The sequence below is a fragment of the Actinomadura sp. 7K507 genome, assembly GCF_004348425.1.
Taxonomy (GTDB): Bacteria; Actinomycetota; Actinomycetes; order Streptosporangiales; family Streptosporangiaceae; genus Spirillospora.
This window is the reverse complement of the sequence record NZ_SMKK01000138.1, coordinates 1-25,220: the sequence shown is the minus strand read 5'-3', so window position 1 is coordinate 25,220 and position 25,220 is coordinate 1. Positions and strand designations below refer to the sequence as shown.

24 protein-coding genes and 1 pseudogene are annotated in these 25,220 nt (G+C 71.1%); 13 read left to right on the top strand and 12 right to left on the bottom strand.

The genetic code is table 11. The features are described from left to right. The coding region (locus E1285_RS27560; RefSeq protein WP_132157096.1) for an NAD(P)H-hydrate dehydratase at window positions 1-1,370 on the bottom strand (1,370 nt) is incomplete at its 3' end. A gap of 226 nt (window positions 1,371-1,596) precedes the next feature. On the opposite strand from E1285_RS27560, the gene E1285_RS27555 reads away from it, so the two are divergent. The 3 genes from E1285_RS27555 to E1285_RS27545 all read left to right on the top strand — a co-directional run bounded on the left by E1285_RS27555 (window position 1,597) and on the right by E1285_RS27545 (window position 3,168). Next, window positions 1,597-2,457, top strand: a complete 861-nt coding sequence (locus tag E1285_RS27555) for a helix-turn-helix transcriptional regulator (protein ID WP_132157094.1) — start codon at window positions 1,597-1,599, stop codon at window positions 2,455-2,457. 38 nt (window positions 2,458-2,495) lie between these two features. Next, the gene (locus E1285_RS27550; RefSeq protein ID WP_132157092.1) at window positions 2,496-2,717 is read left to right on the top strand and encodes a DUF397 domain-containing protein; all 222 of its coding nucleotides are present in this window, start codon (window positions 2,496-2,498) and stop codon (window positions 2,715-2,717) included. A gap of 247 nt (window positions 2,718-2,964) precedes the next feature. Next, on the top strand, window positions 2,965-3,168 hold the full coding sequence (locus tag E1285_RS27545; protein WP_132157090.1) for a DUF397 domain-containing protein: 204 nt from the start codon (window positions 2,965-2,967) through the stop codon (window positions 3,166-3,168). Window positions 3,169-3,330: 162 nt separating this feature from the next. On the opposite strand, the gene E1285_RS27540 is transcribed toward E1285_RS27545, so the two are convergent. From E1285_RS27540 to glmS, 3 genes are all read right to left on the bottom strand, one after another. Then, on the bottom strand, window positions 3,331-4,347 hold the full coding sequence (locus E1285_RS27540; RefSeq protein ID WP_132157088.1) for an ABC transporter permease: 1,017 nt from the start codon (window positions 4,345-4,347) through the stop codon (window positions 3,331-3,333). A gap of 5 nt (window positions 4,348-4,352) precedes the next feature. Beyond that, window positions 4,353-5,300 carry an ABC transporter ATP-binding protein gene (locus tag E1285_RS27535; protein ID WP_207946856.1) on the bottom strand — a complete coding sequence of 316 codons (948 nt, stop codon included), beginning with the start codon at window positions 5,298-5,300 and terminating at the stop codon, window positions 4,353-4,355. A gap of 67 nt (window positions 5,301-5,367) precedes the next feature. After that, on the bottom strand, window positions 5,368-7,212 hold the full coding sequence (gene glmS, locus E1285_RS27530) for a glutamine--fructose-6-phosphate transaminase (isomerizing) (RefSeq protein WP_132157086.1): 1,845 nt from the start codon (window positions 7,210-7,212) through the stop codon (window positions 5,368-5,370). Window positions 7,213-7,336: 124 nt separating this feature from the next. Here glmS and coaA point away from each other — a divergent pair, with 124 nt between their 5' ends. Next, a complete protein-coding gene (coaA, locus tag E1285_RS27525; RefSeq protein ID WP_132157084.1) occupies window positions 7,337-8,278 on the top strand; it encodes a type I pantothenate kinase in 942 nt (313 codons plus the stop codon). A gap of 7 nt (window positions 8,279-8,285) precedes the next feature. Here the strand turns inward: coaA and E1285_RS27520 are convergent, their stop codons facing one another. Beyond that, window positions 8,286-9,671 carry an alkaline phosphatase PhoX gene (locus E1285_RS27520; protein WP_132157082.1) on the bottom strand — a complete coding sequence of 462 codons (1,386 nt, stop codon included), beginning with the start codon at window positions 9,669-9,671 and terminating at the stop codon, window positions 8,286-8,288. A 139-nt stretch (window positions 9,672-9,810) separates the two neighbouring features. Here E1285_RS27520 and E1285_RS27515 point away from each other — a divergent pair, with 139 nt between their 5' ends. The 5 genes from E1285_RS27515 to E1285_RS27495 all read left to right on the top strand — a co-directional run bounded on the left by E1285_RS27515 (window position 9,811) and on the right by E1285_RS27495 (window position 14,200). Beyond that, complete coding sequence (locus E1285_RS27515) at window positions 9,811-10,452, top strand: response regulator transcription factor (protein WP_132157080.1); 642 nt, start codon at window positions 9,811-9,813, stop codon at window positions 10,450-10,452. Between the two features lie 48 nt (window positions 10,453-10,500). After that, window positions 10,501-11,121: a TetR/AcrR family transcriptional regulator gene (locus E1285_RS27510; protein WP_132157077.1), complete on the top strand. Its 621-nt coding sequence runs from the start codon at window positions 10,501-10,503 to the stop codon at window positions 11,119-11,121. Continuing rightward, window positions 11,121-11,615, top strand: coding sequence for a PH domain-containing protein (locus E1285_RS27505; protein ID WP_132157075.1), 495 nt, complete (start codon window positions 11,121-11,123; stop codon window positions 11,613-11,615). Before E1285_RS27510 ends, E1285_RS27505 begins: the two co-directional genes overlap by 1 nt. Then, on the top strand, window positions 11,612-13,171 hold the full coding sequence (locus E1285_RS27500; protein WP_132157073.1) for a PH domain-containing protein: 1,560 nt from the start codon (window positions 11,612-11,614) through the stop codon (window positions 13,169-13,171). The genes E1285_RS27505 and E1285_RS27500 overlap by 4 nt, the downstream gene beginning before the upstream one ends. A gap of 369 nt (window positions 13,172-13,540) precedes the next feature. Beyond that, the gene (locus tag E1285_RS27495; RefSeq protein ID WP_132157071.1) at window positions 13,541-14,200 is read left to right on the top strand and encodes a hypothetical protein; all 660 of its coding nucleotides are present in this window, start codon (window positions 13,541-13,543) and stop codon (window positions 14,198-14,200) included. 151 nt (window positions 14,201-14,351) lie between these two features. Here the strand turns inward: E1285_RS27495 and E1285_RS27490 are convergent, their stop codons facing one another. The 4 genes from E1285_RS27490 to E1285_RS27475 are packed head-to-tail and all read right to left on the bottom strand — an operon-like array spanning window position 14,352 to window position 17,792. After that, a complete protein-coding gene (locus E1285_RS27490) occupies window positions 14,352-15,068 on the bottom strand; it encodes an ABC transporter permease (RefSeq protein WP_132157069.1) in 717 nt (238 codons plus the stop codon). After that, entirely contained in the window at window positions 15,065-15,976 is a 912-nt protein-coding gene (locus E1285_RS27485; protein ID WP_132157067.1) for an ABC transporter ATP-binding protein, read from the bottom strand. Before E1285_RS27485 ends, E1285_RS27490 begins: the two co-directional genes overlap by 4 nt. Next, complete coding sequence (locus E1285_RS27480) at window positions 15,973-16,851, bottom strand: ABC transporter permease (RefSeq protein ID WP_132157065.1); 879 nt, start codon at window positions 16,849-16,851, stop codon at window positions 15,973-15,975. The genes E1285_RS27485 and E1285_RS27480 overlap by 4 nt, the downstream gene beginning before the upstream one ends. After that, a complete protein-coding gene (locus E1285_RS27475; RefSeq protein WP_132157063.1) occupies window positions 16,848-17,792 on the bottom strand; it encodes an ABC transporter ATP-binding protein in 945 nt (314 codons plus the stop codon). Before E1285_RS27475 ends, E1285_RS27480 begins: the two co-directional genes overlap by 4 nt. A gap of 190 nt (window positions 17,793-17,982) precedes the next feature. Here E1285_RS27475 and E1285_RS27470 point away from each other — a divergent pair, with 190 nt between their 5' ends. Further along, window positions 17,983-18,678: an HNH endonuclease family protein gene (locus E1285_RS27470; protein ID WP_132157061.1), complete on the top strand. Its 696-nt coding sequence runs from the start codon at window positions 17,983-17,985 to the stop codon at window positions 18,676-18,678. Here E1285_RS27470 and glmM read toward each other — a convergent pair. The 3 genes from glmM to rplM all read right to left on the bottom strand — a co-directional run bounded on the left by glmM (window position 18,675) and on the right by rplM (window position 21,394). After that, window positions 18,675-20,018 carry a phosphoglucosamine mutase gene (glmM, locus tag E1285_RS27465; protein ID WP_132157059.1) on the bottom strand — a complete coding sequence of 448 codons (1,344 nt, stop codon included), beginning with the start codon at window positions 20,016-20,018 and terminating at the stop codon, window positions 18,675-18,677. The two genes, E1285_RS27470 and glmM, sit on opposite strands and share 4 nt — an antisense overlap. Window positions 20,019-20,310: 292 nt before the next feature. Further along, window positions 20,311-20,793 (bottom strand): 30S ribosomal protein S9, encoded by a 483-nt coding sequence (gene rpsI, locus E1285_RS27460; RefSeq protein ID WP_132157100.1) that lies wholly within the window; start codon window positions 20,791-20,793, stop codon window positions 20,311-20,313. A 148-nt stretch (window positions 20,794-20,941) separates the two neighbouring features. Further along, window positions 20,942-21,394, bottom strand: coding sequence for a 50S ribosomal protein L13 (rplM, locus tag E1285_RS27455; RefSeq protein WP_132157057.1), 453 nt, complete (start codon window positions 21,392-21,394; stop codon window positions 20,942-20,944). Between the two features lie 852 nt (window positions 21,395-22,246). Between rplM and E1285_RS27450 the strand changes: the two genes are divergently transcribed. The 3 genes and pseudogenes from E1285_RS27450 to E1285_RS27440 form a co-directional block, all read left to right on the top strand. Beyond that, complete coding sequence (locus E1285_RS27450) at window positions 22,247-23,011, top strand: CAP domain-containing protein (protein ID WP_207946854.1); 765 nt, start codon at window positions 22,247-22,249, stop codon at window positions 23,009-23,011. Window positions 23,012-23,128: 117 nt separating this feature from the next. Then, entirely contained in the window at window positions 23,129-24,250 is a 1,122-nt protein-coding gene (locus E1285_RS27445; RefSeq protein ID WP_132157055.1) for a hypothetical protein, read from the top strand. A 24-nt stretch (window positions 24,251-24,274) separates the two neighbouring features. Then, window positions 24,275-25,220: pseudogene (locus tag E1285_RS27440) on the top strand (hypothetical protein); the annotation flags it as partial.

Genomic DNA, 25,220 nt, shown 5'->3' with positions numbered 1-25,220 from the left:
AGGCCGTGTAGGTAGGCGCCGGTGGCGGCCGCGTCCATGGGGGGCATTCCGGCGGCCAGGAGGGCGCCTATCAGGCCCGAGAGGACGTCGCCCGTTCCGGCTGTGGCCAGGCGCGGGGTGCCGGTCGGGTTGACCCGGACGGGGCGGTCGTGCTCGGCGACCAGGGTCGTGGAGCCCTTGAGCAGGACGGTGGCGGACAGTTCGGCGGCGGCGCGGCGGACGTGTTCGAGGCGGCGGGCCTCGATGTCCTCGCGGTCGGCGGTGATGAGCCGGGACAGCTCGCCGGCGTGGGGGGTGAGGACGGTCGGGGCGGCGCGGCGCAGCAGGTCGCGGCGGCGGGACAGGACGGTGAGACCGTCGGCGTCCACGAGGGCGGGCAGCTCGGTGGTGAGGACGGCCTCCAGGAGCGACTCGGCGGCGTCGCCGGTGCCGAGGCCGGGGCCGACCACCCACGCCTGGACGCGGCCGACGCGTTCGAGGATCTTCGGGTCGTGGGGGCCGGGGTCGATGACCGTGGTGACGGCCTCGGGCCAGCGCTGCCGGACGAGTTCGACGGGGCGGGCGACGGAGGCGAAGCGCACCATGCCGGCGCCGCCGTGGAGGGCGCCGCCCGCGGTGAGGACGGCGGCGCCGGTGAACTCGTCGCCGCCGGCGAGGATGCCGACGACGCCGCGGCGGTACTTGTCGGACTCCGGGCCGGGCTCGGGCGGCTGGACGTCCACCGGGCGGGCGGCGACGACGTCCGGGTCGGGCAGGTCGGGGCCGAGTCCGATGTCGACCAGTTCGACCACACCGCTGTAGGACGCGCCCGGATCGATCAGGAGGCCAGGTTTGTGAGTCCCGAAGGTGACGGTGACGTCGGCGTGGACGGCGGCGCCGTCGACGCGGCCCGTGCTCGCGTCCACGCCGCTGGGGACGTCGCAGGCGATGACGAGGCCGGGCGACTCCGATGCCAGCGCGGCGTACCGGGCGTGGGGTTCGCGGAGGCCGCCCGTGCCGCCGATGCCGGTCAGGCCGTCGATGATCAGGTCGGCGTCGCCGATGGCGGCGGCCTCGCCGCCGCGCAGGACGCGGCCGCCCGCGGCCCGGAGGGCGGCCAGGCCGCCGGGGTGGATCTTGGATCCGGCCTGGACGACCCGGACGCGGGCGCCGCGCCGGGCGAGCCGGGCCCCGGCGTAGAGGGCGTCGCCGCCGTTGTCGCCGCCGCCCACGAGGAGGACGACGCGCGACCCGTACACGGCGGGCAGGACCCGGGCGCAGACCGACGCGAGGCCGGCGGCCGCCCGCTGCATCAGGGTGCCGTCCGGGAGCCGGGCCATCAGGGCCTGCTCCGCCGCCCGGACCTTGCCGACCTCGTGCGCGTACCTCATCCGCCGCTCCCCAAGCCGATCACACACTTAGCGTGCCACGCGAATGCGCTCCGCAACCGCACCCCCGGGGTATTTGTAGGTTGCGCTGCAACTTTCGGTGTCATGTGCGGGAAAGAATGATCGGTCGTAGAATCCTCCTCATCCGGTCCGATGTATTCGCACTGCAGCGCTCCGGTGCGGCAGAATGCGCCCAGATCAGTCCGCCGGGACTGGAGAGGCCCCAGCAATGAGCACTTCCCGCGGTCCCTCCGTCCGGCAGCGGCGGCTGGCCGCCGAACTTCGGAGACTGCGCGAGCGGAAGGGGCTCACGGGAGACGAGGTCGCCGATCGGCTGACCTGGTCGACCGCCAAGGTGAGCCGGATCGAGAACGCGCGGACCGGCGCGAAGATCACCGACGTGCGACGTCTCCTCGACCTGTACGAGATCGACGGTGCTCGCCGCGACGACCTCATCTCCCTGGCGCACGACGCCGCCCAACGGGGATGGTGGGAGGAATACCGCGACCTGCCGAGCGAACTCGCGAACTTCATCGCACTGGAGTCCGAGGCCACGGCCGTCAGGGAATGGGGCAGCACCGTCTTCCCGGGGCTGCTGCAGACCGAGAGTTACGCGCGGCACGTGATCGGCGGCTGGAGCGATCTCGCCACCCTGCCGCCACAGGAACTCGAACGCCGGCTGGACGTGCGAATGCGGCGGCGGGAGCTGTTGCACCGGGCACATCCGCTGGAACTGTCCGTGGTTCTCGACGAGGCGGTTATGCAGCGCCGCATCGGGGACCAGAAGGTCATGCGCGAGCAGCTCGAACATCTGTGCCGGATGACCGAGCTTCCGCATGTGAGCGTGCAGATCCTGCCTTTGGACGTTGCACACTCGGTGTTGGCTGAGTCGTTTATCCTTCTGGAATTCTCACCGGTGCACGACATCGTTTTCCCTGATATCGTGCACACCGAATCCCTGACAATCAGCCACTTCGCGGACGAGACTGTTACGTATATGTACAGGCTCGCCTATTCAAGCCTGGCCGATCAGGCCCTGGACGCCACCGAATCACGGCGGCGCATCGTCGAGGCCAGAGACGCCTGGTAGGGCCCGCGAAGGGGCTCAATCCTTGTGAAAGGCATCGAGTGTCCCCTTTCGCCAGCCCTGCTCCGCAATGGAGGAGAAGCGCCCACTGTGGGGCGAGCAACACCTGCGTCGAAGTCGCCACTCTGGCCGGTTCGTCCCATTCCATTGGGGCGCGTGATGCCAAGCACGGTACGCAGAGCCCGGTCCTGTCGTTCTCCCAGGGAGAGTGGCGGGAGTTCGTCGGACGAGCCAAGAAGGGCGAATTCGACATGGGGCGATGAGACGCGGCGATAGCCCGTCCGCCGCCCGCTGAGGGCGCGGCAGGGCACCGCAGTGGACGAGCCGGGTCCACGCACGGACTCGGCTCGTTGCCTTCACATAGGAAACTCTGGCGCTACCTCGCAACTCCTGACACCCGCGCATCGCACTGACCGCAGGTGATCAGGAGTTTTTTGTGATCTTGTTACCTTGTGCTTGGTACCGGCAACGCGGCCGAGGAGCAATGCAACTTTCAAGGCAGGAGCCGGCATGGGTTTGCAGGGGACACCGTCCGCCCGATGGAGAAGGAGCACGCGATGCGCGAGCAATACGTGCGTCGAGGTCGCACGTATCGACGACGAGGGGATATCCGTGCGCGACACCGAGGACACCTCGACACGCCTCGCGTTCGGCATCGACGAATGGCGCAGGTTCACCGAGGACGCCAAGCGGGGCGGCTTCGACAGCAGCTGAAAGGATCCCTGCAAGTTTCACTTGAGGTGAGAATCTCTCTTTGATCCGGGAATTGCATTCGGTGCCGATGAATGCGTTCCGAGATCCCGCACACCGAATATTTTCATGCCCGGTGCGACCGCGTCCGGCGAATTTCCATCCGATGATCAGGCCGGGCCCGTTTCACGCCACGCGGACGCCCTTCGGCACGCGGTTGAGGGGCGTCCGCAGCCGGGAGGCCGTGACCCGGATCGCGCCTGCGCCGAGGGCGAGGTTGAAGAGCAGCCCGTACGGCCACACGGCGCCGTTCTCGTCCTCGTCGCGGGAGCGGTCGCCGTGCGAGCGGTCTTCGCGCGAGCGGTCGCCGTACGAGCGGTCCTCGTCGCCTTCGCGGATCTCGCGGACGTCCCGGCTCAGCGAGCCGAGCGGGTCGTCCGACGGCGCTCTCGTGATCACATGGTCGCCGACCATGATCCGCTGCTCCGGCAGCCGCGGCGCGGCGTCGGCGAGGACGACCACCGGGTTCGGGGCCAGCAGCCACCAGACCCGCTCGGTGCGTTCGTGGGTGTGCGAATGGTCCCCGTGGTCGACCCTCTCGGCGGTGAGCGCCGTCCCGATCATGAACAGCAGCGGGGTGCCCACCAGCAGCCCGAAGACCGTCAGGTACGACATGAGCACCGAGGTGATGCTGCGCGTCAGCAACGCCGACCATGCCTGCGAGACCGCGCAGACCACGCCGATGAGCAGGGCGATGACGCCGAGGACGACCACGGCCCGGCCCGGCCCGACCGCGCCCGTGGCCACCGGCCACAGCACGCACGGCAGCGTCAGCAGCAGCGTGAGCACGCCCGTTCCCCACGCGGCGGCGAGCTTGCCGAGCGCGATGTCGCCCGGCGCGAGCCGGGTGACCTGCAGCGTGGCGAGCGTCCCGCGCTCCCGGTCCCCGTTGATCGACTGGCCGCTGAGCGCCGGGGTGACCAGCAGCGTCAGCACCAGCACCCCGAGCAGGACGCCGCCGAACACCGGCACGCCCGCATCGCCGAAGTCCGAGCTGTCCCCGGCCCGCACGGCCAGCCCGAAGAGCAGGCCGAGTCCGTTCACGACCACGAACCAGACGGCGAGAAGCGTCTTCCAGCGTCCCGTCCGCAGCCGCGTCTTGATCTCCTGCCGTGCCACCAGCCCGATGCCGTGCGCGGTCATGGCGGTCACCTCCGGTTCTGCGTCATCGCCAGGTAGGCGGATTCGAGTGCGCTGCCGGCGGGGGCGAGGCCGGTGACGGGCACGTCCGCGGCGACCAGCTCGGCCAGCAGCCCGGCGGCCTCGGCCTCGGTGAGGGGGCCGACCTCGGCACCGCCCGGAAGATCGCTGACGGGTTCGAGGCCGGTCCGCCCGTCGAGCGCCCCGGTGAGCGCGCGGGCGAGCAGCCCCGGGTCCAGCGAGCGGATCCGCCAGCGGACGCGCGCCACGGAGCCCGTGAGGTCCGCCATCGCGTGGTCCCCGGCCGTCCGTCCGTGGTCGACGAGCACGACCCGGTCGGCGATCTCCTCCAGTTCGCTGAGGATGTGGCTCGACACCAGCACCGCGACCCCGTCGGCGGCGAGCGAGCGCAGCAGGTCGCGAAGCTCGATGCGCGAGCGCGGGTCGAGGCCGGAGGCGGGCTCGTCCAGCAGCAGCACGCGTGGACGATGCACGAGGGCGCGGGCCAGCCCGAGCCGCTGCTTCTGTCCCCGCGACAGGGCGTGGACGGGCTGCCCGAGCCGGTCCTCCAGATGGACGAGGCTGAGCAGCGCCCTGAGCCTGCGCGGACGCTCCTCCTTCGGCAGCCCGTAGGCGTCGGCGAAGAACGCCAGGTACTCGTCCACCGTGAGCTGGTCGTACACGCCGAAGGTGTCCGGCATCCAGCCGAGCGCGTCGCGCGCCCGGTCCGGGTGGTTGCGCACGTCGTGCCCCGCGATCCGCACCGTGCCCCCGTCGGGGGCCAGCAGCGTCGCGAGGATCAGCAGAAGCGTCGTCTTGCCCGCGCCGTTCGGCCCGACCAGGGCCGTGACCTGCCCGTACGGGACGGTGATGTCGAGGCCGCGCAGGGCCTGCACCGGCCCGAAGCGCCGCACCACCCCGCGCGCCTCGACCCCGAGGTCGCCATGTTCCGCCACCCGTCACCTCCGACAACGGCCGGTCCCGATCTGTCTGGGACGCGGGCCGCCGCCGGGAGGTTCCGGACTATTCGACCGTGACGGACTTGGCGAGGTTGCGGGGCTGGTCGACGTCGTGGCCCTTCGCGGTGGCCAGCTCGCACGCGAACACCTGCAGCGGGACGGTCGTGACCAGCGGCTGCAGCAGGGTCGGGACGGCCGGGACGGCGATCAGCGTGTCGGCGTACGGCTCGACCGACTCGTCCCCGTCCTCGGCGATCACGATCGTGCGGGCGCCCCGGGCCCGGATCTCCTGGATGTTGGAGACGATCTTGTCGTGCAGGACCTCCCGCGCCCGCGGCGGCACGACCACCACGACCGGCAGGCCCTCCTCGATGAGCGCGATCGGGCCGTGCTTCAGCTCCCCCGCGGCGAAGCCCTCGGCGTGCATGTACGCGAGTTCCTTGAGCTTCAGCGCGCCTTCGAGGGCGACGGGGAAGCCCACGTGACGGCCGAGGAACAGCACGCAGCGCTCGTTCGACAGCGACCGGGCCAGCTCGCGGACCGGCTCCATCGTCTCCAGGACCTTCTCCACCTTCTCCGGCATCCGCTCCAGGAGCTGCACCATGGCGAACACCTCGTCGCCCCACTTGGTGCCGCGCACCTGCGCGATGTAGAGCGCGATGAGGTAGACGGCGACGAGCTGGGTGAGGAACGCCTTGGTGGACGCGACCGCGATCTCCGGCCCCGCGTGCGTGTACAGGACACCGTCGCACTCGCGCGGCAGCGTCGAGCCGTTGACGTTGCAGATGCCGAGGAGCTTGGCCTTCTGCTCGCGGGCGTGCCGGACGGCCATCAGCGCGTCCATCGTCTCCCCCGACTGGGAGATCGCGATGACCAGCGTCGTCGGGGACAGGATCGGGTCCCGGTAGCGGAACTCGCTGGCCAGCTCCACCTCGCAGGGCAGCCCCGCCCAGTGCTCGATCGCGTACTTGGCGATCAGCCCGGCGTGGTAGGACGTCCCGCACGCCACGATGATGATCTTGTCGACCTCGCGGAGCTCCCGGTCGGGGATGCGCATCTCGTCCAGGTGGAGCCGGCCGTCGGTGCCGATCCGGCCGAGCAGCGTGTCCGCGACCGCCCGCGGCTGCTCGGCGATCTCCTTGAGCATGAAGTAGTCGAAACCGCCTTTTTCCGCGGCCGACACGTCCCAGTCGACGTGGTACTCCTTCACATCGGCGGGACGGCCCTCGAAGTCGGTGACGGTCACCCCGTCCGCCCGCAGCTCGACGATCTGGTCCTGGCCCAGCTCGATCGCGTCCCGGGTGTGCGCGATGAACGCGGCGACGTCGCTGGCGAGGAAGTTCTCGCCCTCGCCGACCCCGACGACCAGCGGCGAGTTCCGGCGCGCGCCCACGACGAGATCGGGGTCGCCGGTGTGCACCGCGACCAGCGTGAACGCGCCCTCCAGCCGGCCGCAGACGCGGCGCATCGCCTCGACGAGGCCGCCGCCCGCCTTCACCTCGTCCTCCAGCAGGTGCGCGACCGCCTCGGTGTCGGTGTCGGACAGGAGCCGGTGCCCGCCCTCCTCCAGCTCCGCCCGCAGCTCGGCGAAGTTCTCGATGATCCCGTTGTGGATGACGGCGACGGAACCGGTGCAGTCGACGTGCGGGTGCGCGTTCCGGTCGTTCGGCGCGCCGTGCGTCGCCCACCGCGTGTGCCCCATGCCGAGCGTCCCCTCGGGCGGCGGCTCCTCCTCCAGCGCGCCCCGGAGGTTCACGAGCTTGCCCGCGCGCTTGGCCGTCGCCAGCTTCCCGTCGGCCAGCACGGCCACCCCGGCCGAGTCGTAGCCGCGGTACTCCAGCCGCGCCAGTCCCTCCACGACCACGTCGAGCGCCGGCCGACCGCCTACGTACCCCACGATTCCGCACATGGCGGCAACTCTATTCGCTGTCCCGCCCGGGACCTACCGGCAAGCGACGAACCGGGATGACGCTAGCGTGGACGATCCGTGAAAACACCGTGACCGGCGGAAGCGCCCGGTTACTGTTTCAGTCATGACGAGCGGATGGGACACCGTGCCGAGCCCCTACGTGGAACTCTCCCGGGACGCCTGGCGCGGGCTGCGCGCGAACACGCCGCTGCCGCTCACCCCCGGTGAACTCGAAGCGCTGCGCGGGCTGAAGGACCCGATCGACATCACGGAGGTCGAGGACGTCTACCTGCCGCTGTCCCGGCTGCTCAACCTGTTCTTCCAGTCGGACGGACGCCTCCGCGACACCGTCAGCGGCTTCCTCGGCGGCGAGGTCCAGCCCACGCCGTTCATCATCGGGGTCGCGGGCAGCGTCGCGGTCGGCAAGTCCACCACGTCCCGGCTGCTGCGCACGCTCCTGGCCCGCTGGCCCGAACATCCGGCGGTGGAGCTGGTCACCACCGACAGCTTCCTGTACCCGAACGCGATCCTGTCCGAGCGCGGGATCATGGACCGCAAGGGCTTCCCCGAGTCCTACGACCGCCGCGCCCTCGTCCGGTTCGTCTCCGCCATCAAGTCGGGGGCGAGCGAGCACGCGATCCCGGTGTACTCGCATCTGGAGTACGACATCGTCCCGGACGCGTCGCAGACCATCCGGCTTCCCGACATCCTGATCGTCGAGGGGCTGAACGTGCTGCAGGCGCCGCCCGCCGGCAGTCTCGGCGTGTCGGACTTCTTCGACTTCTCCATCTACGTGGACGCCCGCGTCGAGGACATCCGGCAGTGGTACATCGACCGGCTGTTCGCGCTGCGCCGCACCGCGTTCACCGACCCGCGCTCGTACTTCCACAAGTACGCGCACGAGTTGGACGAGGACGAGACGGCCGCGTTCGCCCAGCGCGTCTGGCGGGACGTCAACGAGATCAACCTCGTCTCCAACATCCTGCCGACCCGCGCCCGCGCCACCCTCGTCCTCCACAAGGACAGGGAGCACGCCGTCCAGCGCGTCCGCCTCCGCCGGATCTGATCGCGGTCTAGCGGCGGCGCCAGGGGCCGGTTATCGCGAACGTGGTGCCGGGGTTGTAGACGTTGACGTACATCGTGGTGCGGCCGCGCGGGGAGAACGTGACGCCCGCGAACTCGCCCCATTCGGGCTCGTCGTCGGTGCCGGTGTTCTGGCGGTTCCTGGCCAGCGCGTACACCTCGCGGCGGCGGGTCACCCCGTAGACGTGCTGCGCGCCGCCGCCGTCCTCGCACACCATCAGGCCGCCGTGCGGCGCCAGGCAGATGTTGTCGGGCGACTCGCCGGGCTTCTGCAGGTCGGTGTCCGGGCCGAAGACGATCACCAGGGTCAGCCGGCGGTGGCGCGGCTCGTACGACCAGACCTGCCCGTAGTGGTCGGCCTCCGAGCCCTCGTCCTTCTTCGCGAAACTCGTCACGAAGTAGACGCGGTCGCCGCCCCAGTAGCAGCCCTCCAGCTTCTGCGCGTACGTCATGCCGCCGCCACCGAAGTCCTGGAACCGGATCGGGGTCTCCTTGGCGAGCGGGTCCGGCACCCGCTCCCACTCGATGCCGTGGAACACGGCGCCGGGCTCCTGCACCGCCGACAGGTCCGGGACGCCGGGGACGCGCATGGCCTCAAGCCGCCCGCCGGCGCGCAGGCTCCCGAATCCGCCGCGCGGCTTGTCCGGCAGGAACCGGTAGAACAGCCCGAACGGCTTCTCGAACGCGTCCTCGGTCTCGTACACGGTCCCGTCGCGGGGGTCGACGGCGATCGCCTCGTGCTGGAAGCGCCCCATCGCGGTCAGCGGCTCGGGGACGGTACGCCCCTGCCGGTACGGGTCGACCTCGAAGATGAACCCGTGGTCCTTGGTGAAGTCGCCGGTGCCCGCCTTATCCTCGTTCTCCTCGCAGGTCAGCCAGGTGTGCCACGGGGTGGGGCCGCCCGCGCAGTTCACGGCCGTCCCGGCGATCGCGACCCGTTCGGTGTGCACCCGCCCGCCGTGCCCGACCTCCAGCGCGGTGCAGCCGCCGAGCGCCCCGGGGTCGTAGGTGACGTCCTTGACCGTGGGCACGCCGTGCTCGGCGTCCGGGCGGTTCTCGTGGTTGCGGACGAGCCAGGTGCGCCCCCTGCCGGGAAAGGCGGCCATGCCGTCGAAGTTGCTTGGGATCGCGCCCTCCCCCGAGGGAAGCGGCTCGCCCTCGCGGGACAGGACGGTGTACCGGAACCCGCGCGGCAGGTCCAGCAGACCCTCCGGGTCGGGCACCAGCGGCCCGTACCCCTCGCTGACGCCGACCGGCGCGGCGTTCGCCTCCCCGGCGAAAAGCTCCTCCACAGCGCCGGAGAAGGCGATCCCCGCCCCCACCGCACCCGTCCCGGCCAGGACCTGACGGCGCGAAACCGACCGCGAGACTGTCATGGCACACTCCCTGGTTGGACGCTCGAAGATCTCCCAGGGCCCGTTGTAACACGTGTCACACCCCGGGGATATGGCAGACACTCACAGTCCGGCGGCGACGGCGTCCGCGCCCTCGCCACGATTCCCGCGAAGGCATGACATGACCGGTGACAGGCTCAGGATCATCGTGGTGGACGACCACACGGTCATGCGCGCGGGGCTCGTCGCGCTGCTGGCGTCCGAGCCCACCATCGAGATCGTCGGCGAGGCGGGCGACGGCCGCGAGGCCGTCGGGCTCGCCGAGCGGCTGCGGCCCGACGTGGCGCTGCTCGACCTGCGGATGCCCGTGCTGGACGGCGTCGCCGCCACCGCCGAGATCGTCGCCGGCCCGGCCGGGACCCGCGTCCTGGTCCTCACCACCTACGACACCGACGCGGAGATCGAGCGCGCGATCGAGGCGGGCGCCATCGGCTACCTGCTGAAGGACACCACCCGCGACCAGCTCGTCGACGCCATCCACTCCGCCGCCCGCGGCGAGACCGTCCTGGCGCCCCGGATCGCGGAGAAGCTCGTCGCCCGGATGCGGCGGCCCGAGCCGGTCGCGCTGACCGCCCGCGAGGTGGACGTCCTGCGGGCGGTCGCCGACGGCCTGTCCAACGCCGAGATCGGCCGCCGCCTGGTCATCGCCGAGGCGACGGTCAAGACCCACCTTCTCCGCGTCTTCGCGAAGCTCGACGTCGGCGACCGCACCCACGCGGTGGTCGTCGCCATGGACCGCGGCCTCCTCCGCCCGCCCCGCTGACCCGGAACCGCCTTGGCAATTTCAGGCCGATCGGCCTAGAATTCAGCCGTGGAGTCTGAAAACAGTCCGAGCGGCCGACGCAGGTCGTTCATCGAGGAGGCGCGGCGCGCCCAGATCCTTGAGGCGGCGGTCCAGGTGGTGGGCGAGGCCGGGTACGCCAACACGTCCCTGTCCCGGATCGCCCAGAAGGCCGGCATCAGCAAGAGCGTGATCTCGTACCACTTCAGCGGCAAGGAGGAGATCCTCCGGCTGATGGTGTCGGAGTTCTTCGAGCGGGCCTGGGCGCACATGGAGCCGCGGATCCAGGCGCAGAGCACCGCCAAGGGAGCGGTCCGCGCGTGGATCGAGGCCCACCTCGAGTTCTTCGGCGCCCACAGGGCGGAGACCCTGGCCATGAACGAGGTCGTGATGAACCACCGGGACCCCGACGGATCGCTCGCCTTCGCCTCCGATTCGGACGAGGAGCTGGACGGGCTCACCGAGATCCTCGCGTGGGGGCAGCGCGACGGAGAGTTCCGGGACTTCGACCCGCGGACCGTCACGAGCATCATCCTGCGGTGCGCCGACGGAGTGCTGGGCTCCTGGGTCGTGGACGACGCCGTCGACCTGCCGAAGCAGACCGCCGCACTGCTCGATTTCATCGACCACGCGATCCAGGGAGCGCCTTGATGGAACCACCGATGACGTTGCGGCCGCCCCGGCACCCGATCGAGCGGCGTGCCATCGGCTGGTGGATGCTGCAGTCGCTCGCGTTCCCCGGACCCGTCCTCGTCGCGTCGATCGTCGCCTTCGTGCTCTGGGAGTCGGCGCGTCCCTGGCTGGTCGTGGCCGTCGCCGGGGCCGTGCTGCTCCAGCTCGGCGCGTCGATCGTCGAGCCGCTGTGGCGCTACCGGGTGCACCGCTGGGAGGTCACCGACGACGCCGTCTACGCGCTGACCGGCTGGCTCGTGCGGGAGTGGAGGGTCACGCCGATCTCGCGGGTCCAGACCGTCGACGCGATCCAGGGCCCGGCCGAGCAGCTTCTCGGGCTGTCGACGCTGCGGGTCACCACCGCGTCGTCGCGGGGGGCCGTCAACATCGGCGGGCTGGACAAGCGGGTCGCCGCCGACATCGCCGAACGGCTGGCCGAGATCACCCAGAACACCCTTGGGGACGCGACATGAGCGAATGGCAACGGCTGCACTCCAGGGTGATCTGGGTCGACCTCGCCCGCAGCGTCCTGTCCCTGCTGCCGGCCGTGGCGGCGATCTGGGTGTTCGGGGTCGATCCCGGGGCGGGCCAGCTGTGGCCGCTGCTCGGCGTGGCCGTCTTCGGCGTGCTCGGCTCGGCCGGCGACGCCGTCCGCTGGGTCTTCACCCGCTACCGGATCACGCCCTCGTACGTGGAGCGGAAGACCGGGGTACTGGTCCGCACCCACCGGTCGATCCAGCGCGACCGCATCCGCAGCGTCGACGTCGAGGCCAAGCTGCGGCACCGGATCGCCGGCCTGCGCGTGGTGAAGATCGGGGCCGGTCAGCAGAGCGCGGCGGGAGAGTCCGCCCTGACGCTGGACGCCGTCTCCGTCGCGGGCGCCCAGTCGCTGCACGAACTGCTCCTCGGACGCGCGGCTCCGGACGTGGAAGACGCCACGGAGACCGAGAGCGCGGAGACGGAGAGCGGGAAGACCGAGAACGGGGAGACCGAGCCCGCGGACGAGCAGGCCGAGGTGTACGCGCGGTTCGAACCCCGCTGGTTCGTCTACAACATGTTCAGCGTCTGGGCCTACGTCTTCGCCATCGGCGTCGGCTGGGGCGTGTACTGGCTGCTCAGCGGCTTCGGGGTCGACGCCGGCGGATTCGTGGCCGACCTGATCGAGGAGAACGACTACGGCTGGGTCTGGGTCGCCGCCGTCGCGGTCCTGGCCGTCGGCGCGTTCGGAGCCGCCGGCCTCGGCGTCAACTACATCGTGGAGTACTGGGGCTTCGAACTCGCCCGCGTCCCCGGTGAGAAGGGCACGCTGCTGCGGACCCGGCAAGGGCTGTTCACCACGCGGGTCGTCAACCGCGACGACAGCCGGATGCGGGGAGTCCACATCTCCCAACCCGTCCTCTGGCGCTGGCTCGGCGTTACCGACACCAGCGTGATCACCACCGGGCTCAGCCTGTGGGCGATGTCGCAGCCGGCCGCGATCCTGCCGCGCGCGCCGCTCGCCGCCGCCCGCCGGGTGGCCGGGCAGGCGCTCGGCGCCGACCCGAACCCCCTGGAGGCGGAGCTGGCGAGCCATCCGCGGGCCGCTCTGCGGCGGCGCCTGTGGTGGGCGACCGCCGCCACGGCCGCCGCCGCGCTCCTCCTGGTGTGGCTCGCCGTGACGGATGTCGTCCCGGCGAGCGCGATCTGGGCGGTGGCCGTGCTGTGGCCGGTCGCCGTCGCCGCCGCCGTCGTCGCCTACCGCGCCCTCGGGCACGCCCTCGTGGGGCGGTACCTGGTCGCACGTTCCGGCCTGGTCAGCCGCTCGACGGTGGTGCTCCAGCGTCCCGCCGTCAGCACCATCGCGGTCAGGGAGTCACTCCTGCAGCGCAGGCTCGGGCTCAGGACCGTCACGGTCATGACCGCGGCCGGGTGGGGGGCGTACAACGTCGCCGACATCGACGCCGGCGAGAGCCTGCACTTCGCCGACCAGGCCGCACCGGGACTCCTGCGTCCATTCCTGACGCCACGGGACGGGGACGAGTCCGGATGACGTCCCGTGCGACGATCCGGTGCGAGGCGTCGGCCTGGGCCGCCGGACGCATGCGGCGGTGCACCTCAGGCGACCCGAATCGACTCCCCGGCCGCAAAGAGTCACCGCAGATATATCCCGCCGCAGCCCATGCGGGAATCCGTTATTCCCTGTCGCATTGAGGGCCGCGTACTTTGGCCGTGAACATTGCTTTACCGTTCTCTGGTTCTCAGCAATGGCCGCCGCTGCGTAGTGTTGACCTTGACCGAAGACCACATCGGTTTCGCCGCCGACAAAAAGTGAGGCGAGGGAACTGGTCGGTACGGCCGCGGCGATCACCTGGACGGCCATAAGGCCATCGGTCGCCGCACTTATCGGAGAGGCGAACTCATGACGGCCTACGATCTCACCGTAGTCAACGAATCGGAGCTCGCGCACGGCGGCCCGACCTTCGCCGTCGTGGCGGAGCTGCCCGAAGCCCGGACCGCCGGCGCCCTCAGCGTCGCCTGGCTCACCCAGGTGATCCACCCGGGGAACAGGTACACGTACCGCTGGGCGATCGAGTGGGGTTTCGCCTGGTCGGCGAGCGGGACCGCCAAGGACTACCAGTGGGCGGCCAACGGCTCGCTGCCCGCCGATCCGGCCTCCAGCACCCAGTGCGCCGTCGGCTTCGACTACACCGGCGGAGACTTCCAGCTCAAGCCGGTGACCCGGTCACCGGCCCCGAACAACAGCCAGCTGTGGGTCGAGGACAGCAGTGCAATTCCGGAGCCCAGCATCCAGCCGAGCTCGGTCGCCGTCACGCTCAACGGGCAGCCCACCTGCGTCACGGAAGCGGGTCCCAACCTGGAGCACATCTTCACGCTTCACCCCAGCTACTACATCGTCGCCGGCGCCTTCGAACAGGGCCAGATAATCGACGTGGCCGGGCTCACGCAGGTTCAGGAGCTGGAGTACGACGACGGGGTCGCGGCGCTGACCGTGGTCCTGAACGACGACAACACCTGGAAGGTCACGGCCGGCACCGCGAGGGACCCCGCCCGCCGCTGAGGCCGCGTCCATCGACCGCTGACCACTATGTAGACGGATAGAAACACTTCGCCTGGGTACGCGGACCCGAGAGACGCACATTCTGCATAAGCAAAACACCGAAACTGCGAGTTCGAATGGTTCACGCGGCGGGCGTGCTGCCCGCCGCCGTTCAGTCGGCGCTGGCGACGGGAAGGGAACGGAGGCGGAAGGTGGCCAGGAACGTCGCCACGACGGCCACGAGCACCATCAGGGCGAGCGCCAGGGGGAGGCTGACGGTCGACGTGACCGATGACGCCTCGGTGAGCGAGTCGGTGAGCGACAGGGACCACTGCTGGATCGACGCCGACTTGGCGCCGGGCGCGAAGCTGCCGAGGAGGGTCTCCCAGACCAGCGCGTACAGCAGGCCGATCGTGACGGCGTTGCGGCTCAGGACCCCGAGGGCGACGAACACCGCGCTGTAGGTGACGCCGCCGGCCAGGACGCCGATCGTGAACGCGGGCGTCACCTGCGCGGTCGTGCCGACCAGCACGAGGCCCGCCAGCAGGGTCGGGACGACCGCGAAGATCGTCACCAGGATGATCGCGACGACCAGCTTGGTCACGACGATCACCTCGCGCGGGATCGGCTTGGTCAGCACGTACATGATCTGGCCGTCGTCGATCTCCGGGGCGATCACGCCCGTCCCCGCGATCAGCGCGAGCAGCGGCAGCAGCGTCGCGAGACCGAAGTTCTGCAGGACGTGCGACGAGAGGTCGAGATCGTTGTTGCCGGTCGCCCGCAGGATCAGGGACAGGACCACCAGCAGCATCGGCAGCCCCAGCAGGAGCAGCGCGCGTTTACGCCCGAGCATCGCCCGGAACGTGATCATCGCGATTGTCGGGTTCATCGTGCCACCAGGTAGGAGAAGACGCTTTCTAGGGACTCGTCCGACGGGGAGACCTCCCACAGGCGCACGCCGGCGTCCCGGGAGACCTGCGGGAGCAGCCAGGTGAAGCGCTGGAAGTCGACGGCCTCGATCTGCAGGCCCTTGTCGGTGAGCTGCACGCTGCGGGCCGAGCCGTCCGCGATGATCGCGGCGGCGAGGCTGCGGTCGTCGGACGAGCGGACGAGGAAGATGTGCGGCCGGTCGGTCATCAGCCGGCGGATCTTGCGGAAGTCGCCGGACGCCGCGTGCCGCCCCGCCACGATCACCTCGATGTGGCTGGCGAGCCGCTCCACCTCCTCCAGGATGTGGGAGGAGAACAGGATGGTGCGGCCCTCTTCGGCCATCCGGCGGATGAGGTCCATGAGCTGGAGCCGCTGCCGCGGGTCCATGCCGTTGAACGGCTCGTCCAGCAGGAGGACGGGCGGGTCGTGGACCAGCGCGGACGCCATCTTGATGCGCTGCTTCATGCCCTTGGAGTAGTTGCCGATCGCGCGGTCCTTGGCGTAGTCCATCTCGACCAGGCCGATCGCGCGGCGTGCGGCGGCGGGCGGGTCGGGCAGCTTGTGCAGCTTGGCCATCGCGAGGATGAACTGCTCGCCGGTGAGGAAGTCGTAGGCCGCCTCCCGCTCGGGGACGAGGCCCAGGCTGCGGTAGACGCCCGGGTTCTGCCAGATCGGCGTCCCGTCCAGCGTGACGCTGCCGGACGACGTCGCGAGGAACCCGCCCATCATGTGGATGATCGTCGACTTGCCGGCGCCGTTCGGCCCGAGGAGCCCGGTGACGCCCGGACCCACCTTCATCGACACGCCGTTGACGGCGACGACGTTGCCGTACCAGCGGGAGACGTTCTCCAGGACCAATTCGCTCATGAGAGCCCCGCCTTCCGGAAGCGGCGGTAAAGAACCGCGATCGAGCCGAGGACGATGGCGACGCAGACGGCCAGCGCGACCACGCCCCCGGCGATGCCGGGCGCGATGCCGGGCGAGGACGATTCCGCGCCGAGGAGCCTCACCTGGACGATGTCCACGAGGTTGAACGGGGCCGCCAGCCCGATCCAGCCCTGCAGCGTGAAGTTGGTCAGCTCCTGGGCGACCCCTTGGACGACGCCGACGAACGTGGTGCTGAGCATGTAGACGGCGATGACCGCGGCGACGCCGAAGCCGCGCCGGGGGGTGAACGCCGCGACCACCATGCCGATCGCGGAGAGCACGAGCGCGAACAGCACGCAGCCGACCAGGCCGCCCAGGTACTCCAGGATCTGCTGCCCCGGGTCGGGCGCCTTGGAGATCAGGCCGCCGAAGTACAGGACGGTGATGGGCACCGCCATGAGGGCGAACATCGCGGTCGTCAGCGCGGCGTACTTCGCCAGGACGAAGTCGAGGTGGCCGACGGGCCGCGAGAAGTACAGCGGGATGACGTGGAAGCGCACCTCCCGCGAGGCGAGCACCGGCGCCTGCGTGGCCAGGAAGATCGCCACGATGACCTGCATGATGTTCGCGTAGGCGGCGTAGGGGATCAGCGCGTCCTCCTGGTCGGTGAACGCGAACGCGGCGACCGACCCGGCGGCGGGCAGCACCATGATGGCCGCCAGCAGGAAAGGCATGATCTTGGCCCGCGCGGGGCGGCCGAGGCCGAAGGAGGCGCGCAGGTTGTGGACGTACAGGGACCGCAGCACGTAGGCGCGGCCGTTGCGGCGTCCCTCGTAGTGGCGGTAGCCGATGTCGTGGATCGTGCTCGTGCTCATCGGTTCGCCTCCTGCGGGACGGTCCCGGCCTCCTGCGGCGCGCCCGGGTCCGCCTGGAAGACCTCCTCGATGTGGTGGCGGCGCTGCTCCAGCCGGATCAGCCGCAGCCCCAGCTCGGCGACGCCGTCGCGGATCAGGTCGAAGGTCGTCTCGCCGGCGATGTCGACGACGAGGAACCGGCCCTCCGGCTGGACGGACACGCCCTGGTCGTACAGGTGGCGGCCGAGCACGTCGCGTCCCTCGTCGACCTCGACGGTGAGGACGCCGCTGGCGGCCGTGTACGCCTCGACGGCCTGGGAGCGCAGCAGCTTCCCGCCGTCGATGATCACGACGTGGTCGCAGACCCGCTCCAGCTCGCCCAGCAGGTGGGACGTGACCAGGACGCTGATCCCGAACTCGGCGCCGATGCGGCGGATCAGGTCGAGCATCTCGTCGCGTCCGGCCGGGTCGAGGCCGTTGGTGGGCTCGTCCAGGAACACGAGCTTCGGGTCGTGGACGAGGGCCTGCGCGAGCTTCACCCGCTGGCGCATCCCGGTGGAGTAGCCGCCGATGGGACGGTAGCGCTCCTCGTACAGGCCGACATGCCGGAGCGTGTCGGCGGCGCGTTCGCGGGCGGCGGTGGGGGGCAGGCCGCACATCCGGGCCATGTGCACGACGAACTCGGTCGCGGACACGTCCGGCGGCAGGCACTCGTACTCGGGCATGAACCCGACGCTCTCCCGGATCCGCAGGCCCTCGCGCGCGATGTCGAGGCCCAGCACGGTCGCGGTGCCAGAGGTCGGGGGCAGCAGCCCGAGCAGGATCTTGATGAGGGTCGACTTACCGGCGCCGTTGGCGCCGACCAGCCCGACGACGCCCGGCTCGACGGCCACGGTGAGATCGTCGAGGGCGGTCACCCGGGGGAACCTCATCGTCAGGCCCTGCGTGGCGATGATCGGCATGGTGACGAACCTAGCGGCTCGCGGAGCGGGGCACGTCAACCTGAAGGGCGATACCGGGAAGCCTTTGGTCCCGCGCTCGATCGACCTAAGTCGCCCTCCGGTTCTACGCCCGGGGCCGGTGGTCACGACACCCGGCCGTACGGTTTGATCGGATACCTATCTATATACCGATAAACCGGGCGGTGAGGGCATGGTGCGGACGGCCGTGCGGACGGCTGTGGCGGGCCTCGCGCTCGCCGTCCCGCTGGCGGCGGGCTGCGACGCGAGCGTGGGCCTCTCGGAAAGCGGCTCCCCCACCCAGGGCGAGACCGAGACCTCGGACGGCGGGACCAAGCCCTCGTCCGGCGACGAGGCGCGAGCCCGCGCCGACCTGTCCGGACTGCGCATCGCATCCGAGGGCGACGGCGACGGCTACGAGCGCGACAAGTTCGGCACGCGCTGGAAGGACATCGACCGCAACGGCTGCGACCAGCGCAACGACATCCTCGCCCGGGACCTGAAGGACGTCGGCAAGGACGGCGGCTGCGTCGTCATGAGCGGCCGTCTCCGCGACCCCTACAGCGGCAAGGAGATCACCTTCGCCAAGGAGGACGCCGCCGAGCTACAGATCGACCACCTCTACCCGCTGGCGCTCGCCTGGCGGATGGGAGCCTCACGCTGGAGCGAGGACGAGCGGGAAAGGTTCGCCAACGACCACGACAACCTCCTCGCCGTCTGGGGCGTGCCCAACCGGCAGAAGAGCGACTCAGGCCCCGGCGAATGGAAACCCCAGAAGAGCTTCCAGTGCACCTACGCGGTCAAGTACATCGCCGTAGCCGAGGAGTACTCACTCCCCATAACCCGCCCCGACCACACCGCCCTCGAAGGCTTCCTCGAACGCTGCTAGCCGAGGACGCTGCGGACGACGCCGGCGAGGTGGTCGGCGACGGACTTCGCCTGGTTCTCCGAGGCCGCCTCGACCATGACGCGGACCATCGGCTCGGTGCCGCTGGGGCGGATCAGCACCCGTCCCGTATCGCCGAGGTCGGCCTCGGCGGCGGCGACTGCGGCGGCCAGCTCCGGTGAGGCCTTCGCGCGGGCCTTGTCGACGTCCTTGACGTTGACGAGCACCTGCGGCAGGCGCGTCATCACCTTCGTCAGCTCGTCCAGCGGGCGGCCCCGGCGGACCATCGCGGCGAGCAGGTGCAGACCGGTCAGGACGCCGTCGCCCGTCGTGGCGTGATCCAGCATGATCACGTGGCCGGACTGCTCGCCGCCGAAGCCGAAGCCGCCCTCCTTCATCGCCTCCAGGACGTACCGGTCGCCGACCGCGGTCTCCACCACGGTGATCCCGGCCTCCCGCATCGCGAGCTTGAAACCCAGGTTCGACATCACGGTCGCGACCACGGTGTCGGCGGCCAGGGCACCCGACTCCCGCAGCTCCAGCGCCAGGACCGCCATGATCTGGTCGCCGTCCACGACCTCGCCGGACGCCGTGACGGCCAGGCAGCGGTCGGCGTCGCCGTCGTTGGCGATGCCCGCGTCCGCGCCGTGCTCCTTCACCGCTTTGCGCAGCGCCTCCAGGTCCGTGGAGCCGCAGCCGGAGTTGATGTTGAGGCCGTCCGGCGCCGTCCCGATCGTGAACACCTCGGCGCCGGCCCGGCGCAGCGCCTCCGGCGCCACATCGGAGGACGCGCCGTTCGCGCAGTCGACCACGACGCGCAGGCCGTCCAGCGACACCGGGACCGTCGACAGCAGGTGCGCCACGTACTGCTCGACCGCGCCGTGCGCATCCCGGACCCGGCCGACCCCGGCGCCCGTCGGCGGGTCCCACGCCTCGCCGAGCCGCGCCTCGATGCGGTCCTCCAGCTCGTCCGGCAGCTTGTGGCCGCTGCGGTCGAAGAACTTGATGCCGTTGTCGGGAGCCGCGTTGTGCGACGCCGACAGCATCACGCCGATGTCGGCGTCCAGCTGGTGCGTCAGATGCGCCACCGCGGGCGTCGGCAGGACGCCGAGACGCAGCACGTCAACCCCGGAGCTGGCGAGGCCCGCCACGACGGCCGCCTCAAGGAACTCACCGGAGGCCCGCGGGTCGCGGCCGACCACCGCGAGCGGCCGGTGGCCTTTGAAGGCGCCCTGCTCGCCCAGCACCCGCGCCGCAGCGACGGACAGGTCCATGACGAGCGGTGCGGTCAGATCGCGGTTGGCGAGCCCTCGCACGCCGTCAGTCCCAAAGAGACGAGCCACAGTTCAACTCCCGATATGACGAAAGCCGCGCCGGCACGGGCAGGGAGCACGCCCCACCGGCGCCGCGCGGCCAGATCCGGTGGGCACCGAGTCTGCCATCCGCCCGGGGCGAACGCGCCCGCACCGGCGGGACCGGTCCCGGACGGTGCTCGGAGAACCCGGAGCCCGGAGACCCGGGACCCTCGAAAAAAACTCGGGACCCTGGAAAAGCGGACGAGCCGCCGCACCCGTCGCGCCGGCCCAGCGGGCCGGGCGCGAGAAACGCCACGGGTGCGACGGCTCGTACCGTCGATCAACGCTTGCTGTACTGGGGAGCCTTGCGGGCCTTCTTGAGACCGGCCTTCTTGCGCTCCGGCACCCGCGCGTCACGGGTGAGGAAGCCGGCCTTCTTCAGCGCCGGACGGTGCTCGATGTTCGCGAACTGCAGCGCGCGGGAGATGCCGAGGCGCAGCGCACCGGCCTGGCCGGTGGTGCCGCCGCCGGCGACCCGCGCGAGCACGTCGAACTGGCCCTCCAGGCCCAGCAGCACGAACGGCTCGTTCACGATCTGCTGGTGGACCTTGTTCGGAAGGTACTGGTCCAGGGTGCGGCCGTTGATCTTCCACTGGCCGGTGCCGGGGACGATGCGCACGCGGGCGATGGCCTGCTTGCGGCGGCCGGTGCCGGCGGCGGGGCCGGTGGCGATGGGCTGGCCGAGGTAGCTCTCGCCCGCGGCCTCGGGCGTCTCGGTGCTGTACTCGGACGGCGCGTCCTCGTACGAGTCGAGCTGCTCCACGCCCGGCTCGGCGGCCGGCTCGGTGGTCGGCTCGGTGGTCTCGTCCACGGTTCTCCTCGGGTGTTCTAGCCAGGGCGGCTGGCCCGTCGAACGGGTGCCCCGGCGGCCTCGTGTTCCAGGATGCGCACGAGCTGCTCGTGCGCGGGGGTCACTTGCTGATCTGGCTGACCTGGGTGATCTCGAACGGGACCGGCTTCTGCGCCTGGTGCGGGTGGTCCGGCCCGGAGTAGACCTTCACCTTGCCGAACATCTTCCGGCCGAGGGAGTTCTTGGGCAGCATGCCCTTGATCGCCTTCTCGACCGCCCGCTCGGGGTGCTTGGCCAGCAGCTCGGTGTAGGTCACCGAGCGGAGCCCGCCCGGGTAGCCGGAGTGCCGGTAGGCCTTCTTGCGCTCGGCCTTGTTGCCCGACAGCGACACCTTGTCGGCGTTCACGATGACGACGAAGTCACCGGTGTCCAGGTGCGGGGCGTAGATCGGCTTGTGCTTGCCCCGAAGCAGCTGCGCGACCTGACTGGCGAGACGGCCCAGCACGACATCGGTCGCGTCGATGACGTACCACTGACGCTGGACGTCAGCGGGCTTAGGGGTGTACGTGCGCACGGTCGTCAGCCTTCGTTTCTCGTCGACATCTCAGCGGTTTCGTTGCCGCCCGCCCTCACGGGCGAACGGTACTTTCTCAGCGGAATCCTGCTCGCGCCGATCAGAAACCTCGTCCGACCTGGCGCTCCGGGAGGCCGGGGCCCGAACCGGTACCCACGCCGACAGCGCGAGAAATCCGGGGCACACCGACACGTAGCCGCATCGTCTGGACGCCCGCACCGGGCAGGCGTCGACGCACACAACAAACAAGCAGGTTACCCGGCCACGCACACAAGAGCAATTCAACCGTGTGACCGGGCTGCCCCGCTGGGCACGCTCGATTCGCAAGCCGGTCACGCAAGCGCCTGACCGGCGCCCATACCCCTGCACGCGGGGACGGGCGGCATCTTAGCGATCACCCTGCGTAGTACTCCTGATCTTTTTCGGGCGATCTTCGTAACCGGGTGTACATAACGGGATATGGTGCCCGGCGACCGGTCCACGCCGGCTCTGCCGGCCAGCACACGGGAGCCCCCGCTGTCTACTCCCCGCAGACCAGGCGATCCCGCCGGACGCCCCCGGCCCGGACATGCCGGGCGGGACGGCGCCGCAGCACGTGACGCCGCCGCGCGCGGCGCCTCCCCTTCTCGTGACGCGTTCGCTCGTGACGCGTTCGCTCGCGACGCGTTCGCTCGCGACGCGTACGTCGCCGGTGCCGACCCGCGGCGCGCGGCCTCCCGCTCAGGACCTCCGGCCGATGGCCGCAGGCCGCAGGGCGGACGTCCGCCCGGTGGCCGCCCGCCGGGCAGTCGTCCGCCGGGCAGGGGCAGGGGGCGCAAGCGCTCAAGGGCGAAGGGCCTGACCGGGATCGTGGTGGCCATCACCGCGTCCGGCCTCGCCGTCAGCACCGGAGTCGCGATCGACCGGCTGCTGCTGCCCGAACCGGGGTCGGAGAGGACGTCCGCGTCCGGGCCCGACACGCGGCCGTCCAGCGCGGTCCCGGCCGGCCCGCAGAGCGACCCGTCGGCCGGAGCCGGGACGGGCACCGGGACCGGCGCCGGGCAGCCGCCCTCCAGCGCCGCCCCCAGGCCCACCTCGGCCGGGCAGACGCCGCCGCTGAAGGCGATGCGCGACCCCGACCGCCCGGCCCCCGAGCCGTCCCGGCCCGATGAGCCGCCGGCTTCGAAGCGGCCGTCCGGCGGCGGCTCCACCGGCGGCTCGGGCGGCTCCGGCGGCTCGGGCGCCTCCACCGCGGGGCAGTCCGGTCCCGAGGCCGCGGCGGTGTCGCTCACCAACGCCGAGCGCGCCAAGGCCGGCTGCCCGGCGCTGCGCGTCGACCAGCGGCTCGTCATCGCGGCCCGCAAGCACTCCGCCGACATGGCGGCCAACGACTACTTCTCGCACACGTCGCAGAACGGCGAAAGCCCGTGGAAGCGGATGGAGGACGCCGGCTACCCGAGTCCGGGCGCCGAGAACATCGCCAAGGGCCACCAGACCGCCGCGGCCGTCGTGAAGGGGTGGATGGACAGCCCGGGACACCGGGCCAACATCCTCAACTGTGATCTGCGCGCCATCGGCGTCGGCCGGGCCTCGGGCCCCGGCGGACCGCTCTGGACGCAGAATTTCGGCTGGAAGTGACCTGCGCCGCTCCCGGGTGCGACCTTCGGCAAATCACCGGCGTCCGGTTCGCCCCCATGTCATGGTGGGTGTTCCGAAGGTCCAGAACCTTGAACGAGGAACGGTAAGGTCCCATCCATGTATCCGGGCGATCAAGGCAACTCCGGCGGCCAGCCCTCCCGGCGGCCGCCGCACACGCCGTACGGACCCGGAGCCGAAGTGCCGCCGTACGGCCACGACAACGACGAAGCCCCCTTCGCGCCACGCGCCGAGGGCCCCGGTTCCGGGCCTCCCGGCGGCGGGCCCGGCGGCCGTGAGCCGTTCGGTGACGAGCCGTTCGGAGGCCGGCCCTTCGGAGGCGAGCCGTTCGGCGGGCCGGCGGACCAGACCGCCGCCTGGGACGACGAGCCCGTCGCCGGAAACGCGCACGGACCGTTCCCCCAGGACCGCTTCGAGGGCCCCTACGGCCCCGCCGAGGGCATGCCACCCATGCCGTCCGACGCGCCGCCCCGGCCCGAGAAGCGCCGCAACCTGCCGCTGATCATCGGTGCCGCGGCGGTCGCCGGCCTCGTCCTCATCGGCGGCGGCATCGGCCTGTCGTCGGTGCTGAAGGACGACCCCGAGGAGGAGGCGAAGCCGTCCCAGGCCGCGGCCACGCCGACACCGGCCCCCAGCCCCACGAAGCCCGTCCTGGCCCCGGTGAAGCTCAAGAACCGCGCCACCGACCCCAGGCCCCTGACGCTCAAGGAGGCCTTCGGCAACGGGAAGTTCAAGGCGCGCGGCCACAAGTACGTACGGACGGCCGTGAACCACAAGCGGAGCTGCACCGCGGTCGTCGGCGGCAAGAAGCTGGAGAAGTACCTCAAGGGAGGCGACTGCACGCAGGCACTGCGCGCCACCTACGCGCTGACCGGAGGCAAGCTCAAAGGCCAGCTCATCGGCACCGTCGGCGTGTTCAACCTCAAGTCCGAGGCCGCCGCCAAGCTGACCGTGAAGGCGGCCTCCGCCGACGACGCCTTCCTGCAGGCGCTGCCGGGCAAGGGCATCTCCAAGACCAACGGCAAGGGCGAGGCGCTCGGCACCTCCCAGGCCCGCGGCCACTACCTGCTCATGACGTGGGTGCAGCGCCCGGACGGCAAGAAAATCGGCAAGAAGTATCATTCGGCCGTCCGTGTCTTCGGTGCGGAGATGGTGAAGGGCAGCAACCTGGCGCTGGCCCTCAACTACAGGGAAACCGAAGGCAAGCCCCTCCAAAGGTGACCGGTTTGAATACCCTCTCTGCCTATGTCTGGACCTAGAGACACCCGGGAGACCGCCGAGGAGGCGGGGACGCCGGCCGTCCCCGCGGACTCGGCGCCGCCGAGCTTCGGCGGCGCGGTCCCCCCGGCCGACGACCCGCCGCCGGCGGACGAGGCGTCCCCCGCCGGCGAGGCGGGGCCCACCGCGCCCGTGTCCCCCCGGCTGCCCCCGTACGGCCTGCAGGCTCCCTGGTGGGCCGCCGAATCCACGGAGACGGCCCCACCCCCCGAAGACCGGTCGCCCGAGGACCGGTCCCCCGGAGCCCCGGACGCCGGGGAACCGGCGGAGGAGGCAGCGGACGAGGAGATCGTCTTCGGGGACGAGCCCCCGGTGGACGATCCGGCCGTCCCCGAGCCCACCGGCGTCCCGGTGGGGACGCTCGTCGCCGGTGTCGGCGTCCCGAACGTCGACTCCCGCCGGGCCGTCCCCGCCGAACCCATCGTCAAGCGGACAGCGGCGTCCGACGACACCGACACCGACCCCGACGGCTTCCCCGCCGTCCGCCCCGAGGACGGCCCGCCCGAGGCCTCCGCCCCGGAAGCCGCGGCACCGCCGCCCTCCGACCAGACCCCCACACCTGACCAGACCCCGACACCCGACGAGACAGGGGACGAAACCGTAGTGGACAACACGGCCGTGGAGAACACGGCGGCCGACCGTCCCGCCGGAGACGCCCCCGCCGCGCCGGCAGAGACCGCGTACGCCGCGCAGACCGCCGCCTTCGAGCAGGCCAGGGAGGCCGAGGACGCCTCCACCGCCACTCTCGGGCAGGTCCTCGAACCGGACGCGATCCTTCCGGTCGGCGTCACGCCGCCCACCGGCAGCGGGCCGTTCCCGAACACCGGGACCGCCGAGGGAATCGAGGGGGCCGCGCCCACGGCCGAGCAGGCCGCCGTGATCACGCCGGTCTACCACGCCGAGGGCGGGGTCC